Below are 17,166 nucleotides of genomic sequence, written 5' to 3' on the forward strand. Positions count from 1 at the left end.
TAAGACGGTTACAAATGGCCGCTTTTGATTTGTACCGTAAGTTTACGTCAATATTGCCGTTTTTCAAATTTTTTGTAGTGGGTCTCGCAATGACAGTAACAAACACCAAGCTCAAACTTTCAAAACGACTCTTCTGATTAGCCCAACTGATAACTGAAAACTCACAACCGATACCCAGTTTGCAGTCGCAGTGATCAGTAGACAGTAACTTCAAACACCATAATCAGGCAAAGTCAAACTCCAAGCACCGAACAACAAACCTCAAACAACTAAAGATTGCCGCGCTTCTTCATCGCTCGCAATGACAAATAATCAGTTAACAAACGGGGGAAACCACAATAGAGAATCGAGAACCGATATCATTCCTTTACTTCAGAAACTAATTTAAAACTTAGGCTATCCGTTTCGTTTAATTTATACTGAAAAATTGCCTGTCCGGCAACGTGGCCATCTTCATACCCGGCCCAAATAAAGCGATCGTTTAAAATTTCAGTATCTGTGAAACGCATAGTTCCGCCCAGAACCGATGATTCAGGGATTAACTGCGGCTTACTTTTAAGCGATTCTACAATAAAAGTTTCTGGATTTTGAATGGTATCGAATCTTTTTGGAAAAACTACCGGATTTCTACTTTTTAGCAGTTGTAATTCTTTTTCCAGTGAATCTTTTTCAACCTTTAATTCATCGAGATCGGCTTCAAGATTGTCAATTTTTAATTGTGTTTTTTCTTTCACTGCTTCATTAGTACAGCTAAGTAAGAGACAAAGGGCGGGGACTAAAAATAAACTTTTCATTTGGCTAAAATAGCAGGGTGGCGACAGATTAAGCGAAAATATTTGCTAAAAATTCTTTAAAAGTTATACTGCCAAACGACAGGCGATGTACAAAAAAATGCAGGGTTTAGCAATTCTGAAATGACCTTTCGACACAACAACAAATACTTATTTTTCATTCAATAGAACCGGTTTACCAAGTCTTAGATCTTCCAGTTTTTCCATTTGAGTTTTGGCATCGCCTACAATTAGAAAGTACATTTTTTCAGGATCAATGTACTTCTCGGCGAGTTCCCTTATGTCCATAACATTAAGCTTCTTTACCAATTCTTCGCGTTGTTTTATATAATTTTTATCGCGCCCATATGTGCTTATTTCGCTAAGCATATCCAGTTTGGCATTAAGGGTTTCAAACTTTCTGGCATTACTTTTAATCATAAAGCCACGGGTAACCTCCATATCTTCTGCATTAAAACTATGGGGATAATTTTCAATAATTTCTTTGATCAGCTTTACGGCATCGTAGGTAATATTGCTGCGCACGCCACTGGAAATTAAAAAGGGCCCTTTATTTTTTCCGCCTTCAAATTTTGAGCGTATGCCATAGGTGTAACCTTTTCCTTCTCGTAATTCTTGCGTTAATTGAGAGGCAAATCCGCCACCGCCAAGCCTGTAATTCATTACCTGGGCGGCATAATATGCCGAGTCTTTTGCCGAGAGGGCAGGAGCACCAAATCTTATGATAGATTGCTTGGCACCCGGAACATCGTAAAAGTAGATTTGAGATTTCCCGGGAAGTTGCGCCTGTTTCAACTCGGGAATTTTTACAGATTTTGGAGGCCAGGCTACCGAGAGCCCGCGAATTCCTTTTAAAGCCTCATCTTTTTCTATGGCGCCTACTACGTGAAAAACACTTCTTTTTGGAGAAAGGTTTTCTGAATAATATTTTTTTAAATCGGCTAAGGTGATACTGTTTACCGAAGCTTTAGTGCCCAGAATGTTTTGTCCTAAAATATGATTTTCGCCATACATTAATTTTCTAAATTCGTTATTGCCAATGCTGTTAGGATCGGCTTTTTGTTGTTGAATTCTACTCAAGGCCTGTTGCTTTACCAATTTAAATTCGGTGTTGTCCCAACGTGGTTCCAGTAAGATTTCCTGCACCAAATCTATAGTTTTAGCATAATTTTTCGCAAGCGTACTTCCACTTAAAACTATTTTTTCTTTCCCCGCTTGAACCCGAATCTCGGCGCCCAGTAGTTGAATGGCTTCTTCCAATTCTTGCGGGGTTTTATTTTTCGTACCTTTGGTTATTAGGTTTGCCAGTAGATTGGAAACCCCAACTTTTCCGGGTTTTTCCAGGATTAAACCGCCCTGCATTTCCAGGCTAAATTTTACTAAAGGAACCTCATTATTGGTGATACCATAAAGTTTTAAGCCAGAGGGTAAAATGCTTTCCCAAATATTGGGTGTTGTCAATTTTGGCGCTTTCCCATAAGGCGGTTCGTTGCTTCGGTCGAAACTTGAAGGTGTTTTTTTATAATTTGATGTGTTGGATTGCGTAATTTCTGCTTCAGCATTTTCTACAATTTTCTCCTCGATTATCTCGGCCGGTTTAGAACCTTCTAAGGCGAGCTCCGTCTTTCCTTTAGGGACAAAACTGGTCGCCACATAGTTTTTTGCTTTTATGTATTTTTCATAAACACGGCTAACATCTTCAGCGGTTACCGCCAGGATTTTTGCCACATCTTTATTGATGTAATTGGGGTCATTGGCGAAAATTTGATATTGCGCTAGTTGAAAGCCTTTTCCTAAAACACTGGAAAGACTGTTGTAAAAATCTGTTTCCTGCTGGGCTTTTATACGTTTTAAATCTTTTTGGGGAATCCCGTTTGCTTCAAACTCAGTTAAAGTTTCAAAAATTGCTTTTTCTACCGTATCCAGATCAATATCGTTATATGCGGTGACCTGAAGCATCAATTGACCGGCTAATTCAGATGTATAATTAAACATACTTACGCGATCGGTAAGTCCTTTTTTTGCAGCCAGGTTTTGGTACAACGGAGCATTCTTTCCTTCACTTAAATATTTTGCAAGCACTTCTAAGGCATAGGCATCTTTGTGATAAGAATATACCGATGGCCAGGCTAGGGTAAGTTGTGGCAACTGCGCAAAGTTATCTTCATAAAACAGTTTTTTGGTTTGGTTAAGGGCTACCATTTGTTTTTCCCTACGCTTAACTTCAGGACCACGCGGAATTTCATCAAAATATTTATGTACCCATTCTTTGGCCTGTTCTCTATCAAAATCTCCAGCAATACTTAAAGTCACATTATTAGGCACATACCAGCGATTATAAAATTCCTTTACATCGGCCAAACTTGCGTTTTGCAAATCTTCTAATGAGCCAATAACCTGCCAGTGATATGGGTGGTCTTTTGGGTATAGGTTTTTATCTATCACATAATATGTGTGGCCGTATGGGCGGTTATCAACTCCCTGTCTTTTTTCATTCTTCACTACTTCTTTTTCTTTTGCCAGCACGGGTGCCGTTACAGTATTTATAAAATAACCAAGCTTATCTGCTTCGGCCCATATCATTTTTTCCAGGGCGTCTTTGGGAACCGTTTGAAAGTAATTGGTACGATCCCGGCTGGTAGAACCGTTAGCGCCAGAGCCACCAATTCGCGCACTCAATTTATCGAGCCCGCCTTTGCCAAGATTCTCCGATTCCAGGAATAATAAATGTTCGAATAGATGTGCAAATCCGGTGCGACCTTCTTTTTCCCGCGCCGATCCCACGTGAGCTGTTAAAGCTACAGCAACCACCGGATCTGATTTATCGATATGCAAAATCACATTTAAACCATTTTCTAAGGTAAAAGTTTCAAAATCTACATTGAAGTCAGTGGCTTGTTGTGCCTGAAGGTTTGTAAAAAGAAAGCAGCAACAAAAAAGCAGAAAGATATTTTTGAAATTCATAAGCTGAAGTTTAAATCTGGATAATTCGTGATCAACCCGCAAAAGATATTCCTACTAAAGATAAATTATTCGGGCCAAGCTTTTCAAAATTAATATTTATTTCGTTTAATTCAGTAGAAAAAATAAGCTAATAAGTGCTTAGATAAGCTAAGCATTTGCCCTGTTCAAATTAACTAAAATTTAGCGTAAAAAATTCTTAACTTCAATATCTTTACAATCCAAAAATTTGCCAATGCCAACCGAGTGTATCCCGTATAGAGAAACCAATTATTTTACTACTTTAATCCTGGATTATCTCTCTGGAAAAGAGGAGTTGAAAGAGTTTTATAACCGCTTTCCCAAGCTGGAGAATTTTGAGGAGCAAATAAAAGAGAAATCTTCTTTCCCTGCAGAAAACAGAAAAATCCTGGCAGAAGTTCTGGAAAATCAATATGCCGAAGTAAATACTTCAGAAAAAACCCGACAGCATATTGAAGCGCTTAAAAGCGAAAACAGCTTTACCGTGGTTACCGGGCATCAATTAAACCTGTTTACCGGTCCGCTTTACTTTTTATATAAAATTATTTCCACCATAAATCTCACGAAAGAATTAAAGGAGAAATACCCCGATTTTCATTTTGTACCGGTTTACTGGATGGCAACCGAAGACCACGATTTTGAGGAAATTAGTTTCTTTAATTTAAATGGGAAGAAATTTCAATGGGCTAAAACTCCAAAAAATGCCGGTCTCGATGCGGTAGGGCAGTTATCTACCGAGGGACTGGAAGATGTTTTTAAACTTTTTTCTGCTGAAATTGGTGGTGGTAAGAATGCTGAAACACTAAAAAACCTATTTGAAAAGGCTTATTTAGAACATGAAAACCTTACCGATGCAACGCGCTATCTGGCAAACGAGCTTTTTAAAGAGCAGGGACTGGTAATTTTAGACGGACAGGATAAAGATTTAAAAAAGCTTTTTATTCCATTTGCGAAAAATGAACTTTTAGAACAAAAATCGCATCAAGCGACTAGCCCCACAGCAGAAAAACTGAATAAACTCGGTTATAAGGTGCAGGTGAATCCCCGGGAGATTAATTTATTTTATCTGCATAATGGTTTACGGGAGCGTATTATAGAGCGTGAGGGCGAATATTTTGTGCACGAAACAGAAATTAAATGGAGTAAAGACGAGATTCTCAAAGAACTCAATAACTATCCAGAACGTTTTAGTCCCAACGTGATGCTACGCCCATTGTACCAGGAGGTGGTTTTGCCCAACCTATGTTATATTGGCGGTGGTGGTGAGATCGCTTACTGGCTTGAATTAAAAGCTTATTTTGAAGCTGAAAATATAACTTTTCCTATCTTATTACTGCGGAATTCAGTTTTATTGCAGTCTGAAAAACTTGATAAAAAACGCCAAAAACTGAATATTTCGAACAAGGAATTATTCCTGAAACAGCACGAGCTTATTAATAGAAAAGTGAGACAAATTTCCAATATAGATATTGATTTTTCTGAACAGAAAGAACATTTGGTAAATCAATTTCAGGAAATGTACAGCCTGGCTAAGAAGACCGATAAATCTTTTCTCGGTGCGATAAAGGCGCAGGAAGTAAAACAATTAAAAGGTCTTGATAATTTAGAAAAACGACTGCTAAAAGCACAGAAACGAAAATTAGAAGATGAGGTAAACCGAATTACCATCTTGCAAAATAAGCTTTTTCCGAATAAAAGTTTACAGGAAAGACAAACCAATTTTTCTGAAGTTTATGCTGAAATGGGACCAAAGCTTATTTCAGAATTATTAAAAAAGTTAGATCCGTTAGATCAAGAATTTAAAATTTTGACATTTGAAGAATAATAAAATGCATACCATAGATATGGATTTGGTAGAAATGACGCTAGACGTTATGAAATATACCATAGACCGTATCTCCAATCTTACTCCCGAAATGGGAGCTCCCAAAAGTGAAGAAGAATTAATGCGAATTGTTGGTGAAACCGTCACTCCCGAAGGTATTGGAGGGGAGTCGGCATTTCAGTTGTTTAAAGATGTTTTGGTAAAGGCTACGGTGCCTATAGATCATCCGCGGCATCTGGCTTTTGTACCGGCAGCGCCAACCCGGGCAGCTATTATGTTCGATTTGGTGACCTCGGCCTCCAGTATTCACGGCGCATATTGGATGGAAGGCGCCGGTGGGATTTTCTGTGAAAACCAGGCGATGAAATGGCTGGTTTCACTTACCGGTCTCCCCAAAGGTGCTTTTGGGGTATTTACCAGTGGCGGTACGGCGGCAAATTTATCGGCCATGGTGGCCGCCAGGGAAGAATGGAGGTCCCGGAACACTCAAAACGTAGGAAAAAAAGCTTTGATGCTTACTTCACACGGTGCGCATAGTTCTATACAGGCAATGGCCAAAGTGATTGATGCCGATGTGGTGATGATAGATTGTGAAGAAGAAAACCTAACAGGTAGAGAGCTGCAAAATGCCATTGACGAGCTGGAAGAAAAGGATAGAAACCGGCTTTTCGCAGTGGTTGCAACCGGTGGAACTACCAATGCCGGGATTGTTGACGATTTAGATACTATAGCCAATATATGTGAAAAGGAAAATGTTTGGTTTCACGTAGATTGTGCTTATGGCGGGGGTGCTTTGGCAGCACCATCGGTTAGGCATTTGTTTAAAGGCGTGGAACGAGCCGATAGTATTACTATAGATCCTCATAAATGGCTGTTTTCCCCTTATGATTGCGGCGCGGTAATTTATAAAGATTTGGAACTCGCTAAGAAAGCACATTCTCAAAAAGGTGCTTACCTGGAAATTTTTAAAGATGATGGGGCCAATGGCTTTAACCCTGCAGATTATCAAATTCAGTTGACCAGAAGAGTTAGAGGAATGCCACTTTGGTTCTCTTTGGCCATGCATGGTACCAATAAATACCGGGAGGCTATTGAAACAGGAATGGAGCTCGCGCAAATCGCTTCAAAAAAGATTGAGGAAAGAGAAAACCTGGAACTGGTTAGACCGGCGAGCTTATCGGTGGTGTTATTCCGAAGAAAAAACTGGACTCCAGATGAGTACAGGCATTGGACTTATAAAAATCACCGGGAAGGTTTTGCCCTGGTTACACCAACCACCTGGAAAAAAGAAACCGTATTGCGGTTTTGCTTTATCAATCCCGATACTTCAAAAAAAGATATCGATATGATTTTGGATAGTTTGGAGTAGAATACTTTATTTCGAATTAAAAATATACTGTAAAAAATTATGCCACTACTTCACGAAATATTTAATCTATTTGTGAATTAGTGGCTTTTTTTTGATTAATTTAGTGTGTAAATTGCAATTAACTCTTCTCTTCTTTTAGGATGCAGTTTACCGTTAATTTAGATTTTTCAATATACTTAGTATTCTCAAGCAGTAATATCATTTAGAATACTGCTAATGTGGTTTTATAAATGAAAAACGCAAAAATTAATTATTAGATCAATATTTTTTGCAAAACATATCGGAAATTTGAGATTTTTTGAACCAGAGAACTTCAGTTTAAAATAACATTAGGATGTTATAATTAAGACATATTCTAGGCATTTTTCAATTTTACTTTTGGCTGTGGGATTTTTCTTCCTTTTAATTTAGCTGTTTCAATTTACTCTGCTATAATAATCTCAACATTAGACAATGCTTTCTGGTAAGTTTCCCCATCTGCAAAACATCCTGCTAATTCTGGTACTTCAGCAATATAGGCTTCGTCTTCCTCACTCCAAAAAATGATGATTTCATATTTATAGTCCTTATTCATCTTTGTTCAATTTTAATTGAAATAAGATAAGAAAATTCGAAGAAAACCTATTCAGAATTACTTTAACTGAGTTATGCTTATAAAACCCTTGTAGAAGGGTCTTTTAACAGGACTTTTGAAAGAAAATATTGGAATTATAACGCATACTTCTTGGAAGTATTACTCAATGATTGATGCTGTAGTCTCGATAGTTACCTTAGGTTTGCAATGATACTTTTACGGATAAAAAGTTATGTCGCTCCGCTGGAGCTCGCAGAACACAATACCCCCTCTATACTATAAATATGCCGCCTCTACGAGGCTTAGTGGGATTAAAAGACATTCGCAATAAAATATTACAGAAAGGAAAAGTGAAACTCAGCGAGCTTCAGAGAAGCGAAATATTTATAGTAAAAGATTTCAGAACCTGGCAAAAAGCTCCAGGGGAGCGGTATATTTATGACAAATGGATAACCTGATTATATTTGGGATTAAATACAGAATCTTGCAGTGGTCATTACAATTTAGAAAGACGGAAATTAAGTGCTTTAAATTTTAATTCTGAAAGCAGTGTTGAGTTCAACATTTTTTAAAACAAGAGACCTCACAATTTCATGTACTATGAGGTCTGCTACTATTTGATTGATATAATAAACAGTTTAAGGCTTTTTCTAATTACCTTAACTCTTTTCTTCTTTGTTAAAATAAACCAGGTAGTAATACATCTGTTTATCTTCGTCCCAGCCTTTTTCCACAAACTTATCTGCCGACTCGGCATTTACAAAATCCATTTTAATCTGGATATTGGTGTCTAAGTTTATAACACTTTTTATTTTTTTACGGGCATCGGTCACTGCTTTATTGGCAATGGGGAAATTTGTGAGGTCTTCAACTTTATATTTAGGTGCTTTTTCTGTTTTATAATGCTGAAATTCGGGAAGTAGCTCGGGATTGTCTATCACCGAATTTAGGAAATTGCTTTCCTCAAAATCATCGTTTTTAGCGAAGTAATCCATACTGCGGTTCATAAACATCACTTCTTCCTTTTTGTCTTCAGCAGGTAAAACCACGTCTTTGGCAAAATTCTTACAGAAGTTAAGATAACTTTTAGTGTTGTAATTCTCATCGCGCATCACATCTACGCCCAAAAAGTTTTCCAGCCAGTACTTAGTATCGTATTTATTGGAATCTACCGATAAGATTTTATAACCTTCGGCTCTATTCTTGTTGAAAATAAGCGCACCTTTATCTAATTTATTCAGGTTTATTCCCTGCTGAACAATCATTTCCAGAATGCTTCCATTTTCTTCAAATTGCAAAAAGTCGTGTTTTAATTCTGATTTAAATATACCTATACCAGAAACTTTTTCGTTGTCAATTTGCATATTTTCAAAATAAACCACATAAACTTCACCGCTTTTTATATGTGGATGGGAAGATTGTTCAAATAGTAAAGTGGTAATCTTTTTTGAGGCTTCGTGAATATCTTCAGGATTGTCGAAAATAGCGTTTGCTAAATTGTACAATTCATTAAATTCTATATCGGTATCGTGGGAAAACTGAAAATAGTTCTCTTCTTTTTCCCTAAATGGTTTTAGGAAATACTCTTTAATTAATGGAGTTATCTCATCATTGAGTTGATAAGGAGCCGCAGATAGGAAAATATTCTCATTTCGACTTTTGTTCCCTACTCTGTGAATAGAAAGGGATTCAATTTGTGCATTAAAAAGATTGATCATTCAGTACAATGTTATTTTATGATCTCCGCATTTTTTGCCGAACTCATCTCGGTAAAGCGGAAACCTATAGTTGTTTTAAATCTTTATTGAATTTTACGACAGCCTTTATACTATTAATAGATATTTAAAGCTATAAAAGTTGGAATTCCCGAAGCAGGTTCGGGATAATTGCTTAGCAATTAATTCCAATTTTCATCAAAGGAAAGGTCGTCATAATCGTTGGTATTGTAGCCCTGGTCGAAAATGTCCTGGGAACCTGCCTCATCATCGTCTTCGCCAACAAAATCTTTATCTGGTGCTTCATCTGGCAACTGCCCGTGCACATACATAAGATTTGGATAATCGCGACCATCTTCAATTTCTCCTATTTGCGCCAATTCGATTAAAAAAGTCCACATTTTTAAAAAATCATAAACATAGATAATATTCCTGTTTTCTTCGTCTAAGATAGATTCCAGGCTGGTTTCGTTCATTAAACGAACCTCGCCACCCATATCAAATTGGGAAAATTCTTCGCCCTGCTCCCACTTTTCATCACTTAAATAAAACGAGGCCATTTCTGTACCATCAAACCCAAAGGACTGTAAAATAGTGTTATGCAGATCTTCCAGGCTGCTATCTTTCAAAACTTCTATATCTCTAAATACATCTTCTTCAGCATCTAGAATTACTCTAAATCTATAAACCATAACATCAAATTTTAAAATGCAAAGCTACGTTTTTTAGATTAAAATAAAAGCTATTTTGTAAACCTGTGCAGGGTATAAGTCATACCCGCAAGAAGGAAAAATGCACCCATTTGATGTGCGACTCCCAACCAAACCGGTACCTGCAGGAGCAACGTGAATACACCAAGAATAAATTGAAATACAAGTAGCACTAACAAGGTGTTTATGACTTTCGGGTGACGGTGTTCTGGAGCTAATTTTCTAGATCTGTACCAAATATAAAGGATTACAGCTACCACGACATAAGCCATATACCTGTGTACAAATTGCACCCCGCTTTTACCTTCAATAAAATTCATAATTAATGGTTCCTGCTCAATCCAAACGGTTTCGTGAATTAACTTTCCCTCTGCCATAAGTGGCCAGAAGTTATGTATAAGCCCTGCATCAAGTCCTGCCACAAAAGCACCCCAAATAATCTGGATAATGAGCACAAGCATACCAACTCGCAAAAGATTTCTAAAACTTTTATTGATACTGCTTCTGTATGGATAAATTAAATCCAGGGCGACCCAAAGTGTATAGGCGAAGGTTAAAAAAGCAGTTATAAGATGCGCTGCTAGCCTGTAGTGACTAACATCTGGCATATCTACCAGACCACTTTTTACCATATACCAGCCTAAAAAACCCTGAAACCCTCCAAGAAATAGTAGAAGAATCGCTTTTTTGATAGTCGGTTTTGTGAGTTGTTTGGTAATTAGGAAATATAAAAATGGAATAATAAAAACCAGTCCAATTAATCTACCTAGAACACGGTGAAGCCACTCCCAGAAGTAAATATCTTTAAACTCTTCTAAGGTGAAATGAAAATTTTTCTTTTGATATTCCGGGAACTGTTTATAATGCTCGAAGGTCTCTGTCCATTCTTGTTCATTTAAGGGGGGGATTGTGCCCGTGACAAGTTTATAGTCGGACATGGAAAGGCCAGAATGTGTAAGTCGCGTAATTCCTCCAACAATGACCATGATAAAAATAAGAATACATCCTGTAAACAACCAGTAAATTACTTTTTTATTGTCTTTCATCTGAATATATAATTGGCATATTAATCATTTCTAAAAAGACCTTAGTTAGCCATTAAACCAAGTTCCTTTCCTTTTTTAAGCATTAATTCCCTTGCCGCCTTGTGTTCATTGGGAATATCACCTTCTAAAATAGCTTCTTTAATAGTATCTTTTATAATCCCAATTTCACGTGAGGGTTTGATATTGAAGGTTTGCATGATCTCTTCTCCTGAAACCGGAGGTTGAAATTTTCTTACCTTATCGCGTTCTTCTACCTCCTTCATTTTTTTTCGCACCACTTTAAAGTTTTTGTGGTAACGCGCATAACGTTTCGGGTTTTTGGTGGTAATATCGGCTTCACAAAGCGTCATAAGGTCTTCAATATCATCTCCTGCATCAAAGATAAGTCGGCGCACGGCAGAGTCGGTCACGTCATTATCAACAATCGCAATGGGACGCGAACTCATCAATACCAGTTTCTGCACATATTTCATCTTATCGTTAAGCGGTAATCGCAAACGCTTAAAGAGTTTAAATACCATTTTAGCCCCAACAAACTCGTGCCCATGAAAAGTCCAACCTATTTTTTTATGAAACTTCTTGGTCGGCGCTTTGCCAATATCATGGAGCAAAGCAGCCCATCTCAACCAAAGGTTATCTGTGTTTTCTGAAATATTATCTACCACTTCCAGCGTATGCCAAAAATTGTCTTTATGTTTTTGTCCTTCAATTTCATCAATTCCCTCCAGGGCAGTTAATTCAGGCATAATGATAGCGAGCAAACCGGTTTTATGCAGTAACGCAAAACCTTTAGACGGTCTATTGGCTAGCATAATTTTATGTAACTCGGTAGTAATTCTTTCTTTTGAAATTATTTTGATGCGCTTTTTATTTCTGGTAATGGCATCCAAAGATTCTTTTTCTATCTTAAAATCCAATTGGGTTGCAAATCGAATGGCCCTAAGCATACGAAGTGGATCATCAGAATAAGTGACATCGGGATCCAGTGGAGTTTTTATAAGTTTAGCTTCCAGGTGTTTTATACCATTAAAAGGATCTAATAATTCACTAAAGTTTTTCTCGTTTAAACTTAGTGCGAGCGCATTAATAGTGAAATCCCGTCTATTTTGATCGTCTTCCAGGGAACCGTTTTCTACAATAGGCTTTCTACTGTCTTTTTGATAGCTTTCTTTCCTGGCGCCAACAAATTCGATCTCCATATCGAAGGCCTTTAGCATTGCGGTTCCATAATTTTTAAAAACCTGAACTTTAGGTTGGTGTGGTAAGATTTCGGCTACTTTTTTGGCAAGGGCTATTCCACTGCCTATGGCCACAATATCAATATCTTTGGGTGCTCCCCGCTTTAAAATATGATCCCGAACAAAACCACCAATTACATAACTTTCCAGCTGTAATTCTTCTGCTGCCTGGGTTATAACTCTAAATATATTATGATTTAACGCGCTTTGGTATTTTTTCACAAGTATTTAAATTTTTGCTTTTAAAATCTGAAAATATAATCTAAAAGCTCTTGCTACCATGTGTATATCTGGAGAAAACCTCATAGGTTTCGAAAACCTGTGAGGTTTAACCCTCGAATTCGTGGCAACTTTATTTTCTAATCACTTTTACCTTTCCATCATTGCTTAATTTAATAATGGCAGAGGGTTTGGCCGATTTTTTTTCTTTTGCAAATTTACCATTTAGAATATAGTTCCTAAAGTTTTAATGACTTTTCATATACTGTTGTTTTAAAGCCACGAATTCACGAATATTTATAATACTATTCTTTTATGGTCTAGCAAATCTTTATGAAAGTTGGCTAAAATTGCCAATTTATTTTCTGAAACTTTTAAATAATTAATGCACTGAGCAATATGTTTATCATGAATATTTTCTATAGCTTTTATTTCTAAAATTATTTTATCGAAAACCACAAAATCTGCATAAAATTTATGAGGTAGTATAGTGCCTTTATAGGAAACAGTATATTTTTTTTCTCTCTGAAAAGGAATATCACGAATTTTGAACTCCAGTTCAATTGCATCTTTATAGACAATTTCAGAAAATCCGCTTCCCAAATGATTATAAACATCAAATAAAGTACCTACAATGGCATAACTTTCTTTTTTATGAATAATTTCCGCCATAATTCGTGTATTCGTGGCAACTTTATTTTCTAATCACTTTTACCTTTCCATCATTGCTTAATTTAATAATGGCAGAGGGTTTGGCCGATTTTTTTTTCTTTTGCAAATTTACTACATAGTCCACACCTTCTAAAATTTCGGGGCTAATTTCAGCAAAAGATTCTGGGGTTTTTTGCCCGCTAAGATTGGCAGAAGTAGAGACGATTGGTTTTCTAAATCTTTTTGCCAATTCATTGCTAAATTTATCCTTAGAAACTCTAATAGCCAGGGAATTATCTTCAGCGATTAAATTTTCGGCTACCCTAATGGGGTCGTCATAAATTACCGTAGTTGGTTTTTTGGTATATTTTAGAATATCGTAAGCTACCTCGGGCACATCCTCAATAAACTGATTGAGCATTTTATAATCTGAAACCAGGCAAATAAGTGCCATGCTTTCATTTCGCTTTTTTAAAGCATAAACTTTATCTACAGCATCTGCATTGGTCGCATCACAGCCAATTCCCCAAACTGTATCGGTGGGGTAGAGAATGAGGCCGCCGCGTTTTAACGTGGCCAGGGCATTTTGTATTTCGGTTTTATGATCTTCCATTTAAAATATTTTTATAAACTTGAAAAGTTTCTTTTGCCATTCTTTTTGTTGTAAAATTTTCTAATAATTTTTGATAGGATTTTTCGATATAATCCTGTTTTAACTCTGGGTTTCCTACCAGGTAAACAATATATTCGGCAAGCTTTTTTGCATCTTTTGCTTCAGCTAATAGTCCGTTTTCTAAATGAGCCACAATTTCGGGAATTCCCCCCACATTTGTAGCAATTACCGGAGTTTTATAATAAAAAGCTTCAAAAATCACATTAGGTAATCCTTCGGAATTTGAGGTAACCAGTAAATAATCTAATTGCGGAATAAAAGCAGCGGCATTGGGCATAAAACCTAAAATAGAGACATATTCTTTAATTCCCTTTGCTTTTAACTGTTGTAGGAAGCGGGGAGTCTCGGCAGAGAATCGGCCAATTTGCACAAAATGAAATTTTAATCCTGAATTTTTCTTTACCAATGCTTCAATCGTATTCGCCAGGGTAGTAAGGTCTTTGGCAGGAATGTGATTACCTATATGTCCCACTAGAATAACATCTCCAACTATTTCCAGTTTCTTCCGAAGTTGAATTTCAGAAGAAATACTTTTTTGCTTTTCAATGGAAAGCCCGTGGTAAAGCGTCTGTAATTTACTTTTATCTGTAATGTGTTTTGCAGCGATTTCTTTCGTTTTTTCTGAAACACATAAAATGCGCTCAATTTTTGTGTAATTGTATTTTAAAAGTGTCGATTTTCGATTTTTTATGGGAAAGGAGGTTTTTTTACTAAAAACCATAGGAGGTAAATTAAAAAAATTATCGGCCAATACAGCAAGACTAAGTGCTTTGGTATCGTGAATATGAATAAGATCAATATGTTTTGTTTTGCAAATGCGTTTAATTTTTAGGCAATACCTAAGGTCTAAATTAAAACTCAGTTTAACGGTTTGGTAATTAAGTTTAGTGGTTTTTAAGTGTTTGTGAAAAAGCCCTTCTTCAACGCATAAAATAGTATTTTCTACTTGAGGAAAGTTTTTTTTAAACTCCTTACCCAGCAATTCAATTTGATTTTCCCCGCCGCCCCAATTATTAATTGCCGATAAATGAAGTATGTTCATTAGTTTTTCTGTTAAATACTCTTTTAGGATATTTCTTGAAAAATTCAATTATCCGTGAATTTCTTTCGTTGCGAGGAAATAACAAGTCTCATCTTTAGTTTATTTACCTCTTATTCCTTACAAGGCTTTAGAGTTGCAAAAATAAAACAATTCTTAGCGATCTAAGTTTAATAGGAGATTTTAGATGAACCTCAAAAGAGTTTCTTAGCTTTATATTAATCGCAGGGCGATAGCCAAGGGGTTAAATTCCCGGGACTTGGCTCGAATTAGTAATATTTTTTAGAAAGCTATCTCATATCTTTGGATTGCGGTTGGTGCCTGTCTATTTAGTTTAATAAATAGGAATTTTAAAGATTTTTTATAATTTTAGCCCTTTATAGGGAAGTTAAGATTAATTTAAACTTTAAATATGCGCTCATAGGTTTGAGTTTCGTTGAAGAGAGAAACGTATGCTGCAAGACATTTTAAATTGTATATTGTTATAAGTAGCAAAGAAAGACTTCTGTTGAGGGTGAAAACAATAGGAGAAATTCACTGAATTTATGAATATATACATTTCTAAATATCATAAATTGCCTAAAAAAAGCATTGAAGAAATTCTATTGAATTTTAATGCTGTTGGTCATAGTTTTATTGAAGATAAAACAAAGCGTAGAAACCATGTTAAAGTGGTGGAGAAAGAAGGTCGCAGGGTAAATGTAAAATCTTTTCAACAACCTAATTGGCTAAATCGTTACGTGTACGCCCTATTTAGAAAATCTAAAGCCGAGCGGTCTTTTGAGTTTGCAAAAAGATTAATCGAAAAAGGAATTGGCACTCCAAAACCCATTGCTTACGCCGAAGAAATTGGCAAAGGTGCACTTACCAAGAGCTTTTATATTAGTGAGCAATTAGATTACGATCTTAGTTTTGGTGATTTGGATCTTAAAAAAGCCGGTCACGAGGATATTCTACGAGCTTTTACACATTTTACTTACACATTACACGAGCAAAAAATCGAATTTTTAGACCACAGTCCCGAAAATACTTTAATTGAATTAAACAATGGGAACTATCAATTTTATCTTGTAGATCTAAATCGCATGTATTTTCATTCCTTAAATTTTATTGAGAGAATGAAAAACTTCGCTCGTTTAACCACAGATATTGAGAAGGTGAAAATTATGGCAGAAGAATATGCCGAACTCATTGAAAAATCTGAAGCTGAGGTTTTTGAAAAGATGTGGTTTTTCGTGAAGTCGCTTTCTAAAAATGAAAGTACAAGTATAGAAACTTAAATATTTTGTCAAACCAATAATTAGGAATGACTTTAGACTATCTATTTAAATCTGGCAAAAACCCAAAAATAATCTATTATATTTTGGCTTATGCGCGGGTCGCGACTCCAGGAATAGTTTATAGAAGACGGTTAAAAAAAGCTTTAAAAAGTATTGAATCCCGGCCAGATGCGGCCTATATAAAAGAACGAATAAATTATTACAATAAATTAGAGGAGACACAAGAGCTGCCAGAAGATGTGGAACGCCTGGGAGATCTAAAAAGGTCAAAGAAAGTAAAATCGGTTTATTTTCTGGATGCCTATCAAATTACCTGCTGGTTTAATTTTCATTTTAAATGGAATTATGTGCCGGGTGATGTCACCCATATTCCCAAAATACCATCTATTGTGAAAAGCCGGCCAATTGCGGGTGACAACCAAAACTCTATACTTCTAAAATTGGTGCAAGTGCGCCATTTTGTGTTTCTTAATGATAAGCTTTCTTTTAAAGAAAAAAAGAATAAAATTATTTTTAGAGGAAAAGCAGATCACCGGCCCAATAGAACGCAATTCATGAGTAAGTATTTTGATCACCCTATGTGTGATCTGGGTAATATTTCTAAGAAAAATATTTTACCGGAGCATTGGAAGGTTGAAAAATGTTCCCTGTACAATCATTTAAACTTTAAATTCATTTTGGCTTTAGAAGGAATAGATGTGGCCAGTAATTTAAAGTGGATTATGTCTTCAAACTCTATCGCGGTAATGCCAAAGCCAACTTACGAGACCTGGTTTATGGAAGGAAAATTAGTTCCCAATGTGCATTATATTTTAATAAAAGATGATTTTTCCGATCTTGAAGAAAGACTTAATTATTATATAAAAAACGATGACGAAGCGCAAAAGATTATAGACAATGCCAATGAATACGTATCCCAGTTTTTAGATAAAAAAAGAGAACAACTTATTGGCCTGGCGGTGATGAAAAAGTATTTGAAGAAGACAAATCAGCTCTAATACAGTTTACATCATTTGTTGCTATAGTTTCTGAATTTATAATTTTAAATTTGCAG

14 protein-coding genes are annotated in these 17,166 nt (G+C 36.2%); 4 read left to right on the forward strand and 10 right to left on the reverse strand.

What is annotated here, in order from left to right:
- Positions 1 to 359: 359 nt before the first annotated feature.
- On the reverse strand, positions 360 to 794 hold the full coding sequence (locus BUA71_RS06050; RefSeq protein WP_072877764.1) for a hypothetical protein: 435 nt from the start codon (positions 792 to 794) through the stop codon (positions 360 to 362).
- Positions 795 to 941: 147 nt separating this feature from the next.
- On the reverse strand, positions 942 to 3,755 hold the full coding sequence (locus BUA71_RS06055; protein ID WP_072877765.1) for a M16 family metallopeptidase: 2,814 nt from the start codon (positions 3,753 to 3,755) through the stop codon (positions 942 to 944).
- Positions 3,756 to 3,987: 232 nt separating this feature from the next.
- On the opposite strand from BUA71_RS06055, the gene bshC reads away from it, so the two are divergent.
- Both bshC and BUA71_RS06065 read left to right on the forward strand, forming a co-directional pair.
- Positions 3,988 to 5,598 carry a bacillithiol biosynthesis cysteine-adding enzyme BshC gene (bshC, locus tag BUA71_RS06060; RefSeq protein WP_072877766.1) on the forward strand — a complete coding sequence of 537 codons (1,611 nt, stop codon included), beginning with the start codon at positions 3,988 to 3,990 and terminating at the stop codon, positions 5,596 to 5,598.
- Positions 5,599 to 5,602: 4 nt separating this feature from the next.
- Entirely contained in the window at positions 5,603 to 6,967 is a 1,365-nt protein-coding gene (locus BUA71_RS06065; RefSeq protein WP_072878393.1) for a pyridoxal phosphate-dependent decarboxylase family protein, read from the forward strand.
- 421 nt (positions 6,968 to 7,388) lie between these two features.
- Here BUA71_RS06065 and BUA71_RS06070 read toward each other — a convergent pair whose 3' ends face one another.
- The 8 genes from BUA71_RS06070 to BUA71_RS06105 form a co-directional block, all read right to left on the reverse strand.
- On the reverse strand, positions 7,389 to 7,541 hold the full coding sequence (locus BUA71_RS06070; protein ID WP_217653607.1) for a type II toxin-antitoxin system HicB family antitoxin: 153 nt from the start codon (positions 7,539 to 7,541) through the stop codon (positions 7,389 to 7,391).
- 659 nt (positions 7,542 to 8,200) lie between these two features.
- Positions 8,201 to 9,259 (reverse strand): nucleoid-associated protein, encoded by a 1,059-nt coding sequence (locus tag BUA71_RS06075; RefSeq protein ID WP_072877768.1) that lies wholly within the window; start codon positions 9,257 to 9,259, stop codon positions 8,201 to 8,203.
- A 179-nt stretch (positions 9,260 to 9,438) separates the two neighbouring features.
- Entirely contained in the window at positions 9,439 to 9,948 is a 510-nt protein-coding gene (locus BUA71_RS06080) for an IS1096 element passenger TnpR family protein (protein WP_072877770.1), read from the reverse strand.
- A gap of 50 nt (positions 9,949 to 9,998) precedes the next feature.
- Entirely contained in the window at positions 9,999 to 11,012 is a 1,014-nt protein-coding gene (locus BUA71_RS06085) for a COX15/CtaA family protein (RefSeq protein WP_072877772.1), read from the reverse strand.
- A gap of 41 nt (positions 11,013 to 11,053) precedes the next feature.
- Positions 11,054 to 12,478 carry a CCA tRNA nucleotidyltransferase gene (locus BUA71_RS06090; protein ID WP_072877774.1) on the reverse strand — a complete coding sequence of 475 codons (1,425 nt, stop codon included), beginning with the start codon at positions 12,476 to 12,478 and terminating at the stop codon, positions 11,054 to 11,056.
- Positions 12,479 to 12,766: 288 nt separating this feature from the next.
- Positions 12,767 to 13,141 (reverse strand): GxxExxY protein, encoded by a 375-nt coding sequence (locus tag BUA71_RS06095; protein WP_072877776.1) that lies wholly within the window; start codon positions 13,139 to 13,141, stop codon positions 12,767 to 12,769.
- Between the two features lie 22 nt (positions 13,142 to 13,163).
- Positions 13,164 to 13,733, reverse strand: coding sequence for an L-threonylcarbamoyladenylate synthase (locus BUA71_RS06100; protein WP_072877778.1), 570 nt, complete (start codon positions 13,731 to 13,733; stop codon positions 13,164 to 13,166).
- Positions 13,720 to 14,835: a glycosyltransferase family 4 protein gene (locus BUA71_RS06105; protein WP_072877780.1), complete on the reverse strand. Its 1,116-nt coding sequence runs from the start codon at positions 14,833 to 14,835 to the stop codon at positions 13,720 to 13,722. The genes BUA71_RS06100 and BUA71_RS06105 overlap by 14 nt, the downstream gene beginning before the upstream one ends.
- 542 nt (positions 14,836 to 15,377) lie before the next feature.
- Here BUA71_RS06105 and BUA71_RS06110 point away from each other — a divergent pair.
- The gene (locus BUA71_RS06110; RefSeq protein ID WP_072877782.1) at positions 15,378 to 16,112 is read left to right on the forward strand and encodes a lipopolysaccharide kinase InaA family protein; all 735 of its coding nucleotides are present in this window, start codon (positions 15,378 to 15,380) and stop codon (positions 16,110 to 16,112) included.
- Positions 16,113 to 16,138: 26 nt separating this feature from the next.
- A complete protein-coding gene (locus tag BUA71_RS06115) occupies positions 16,139 to 17,110 on the forward strand; it encodes a glycosyl transferase family 90 (protein ID WP_072877784.1) in 972 nt (323 codons plus the stop codon).
- Positions 17,111 to 17,166 lie beyond the last annotated feature (56 nt).

Origin of the sequence: Salegentibacter echinorum, assembly GCF_900129445.1 — a bacterium.
GTDB lineage: Bacteria > Bacteroidota > Bacteroidia > Flavobacteriales > Flavobacteriaceae > Salegentibacter > Salegentibacter echinorum.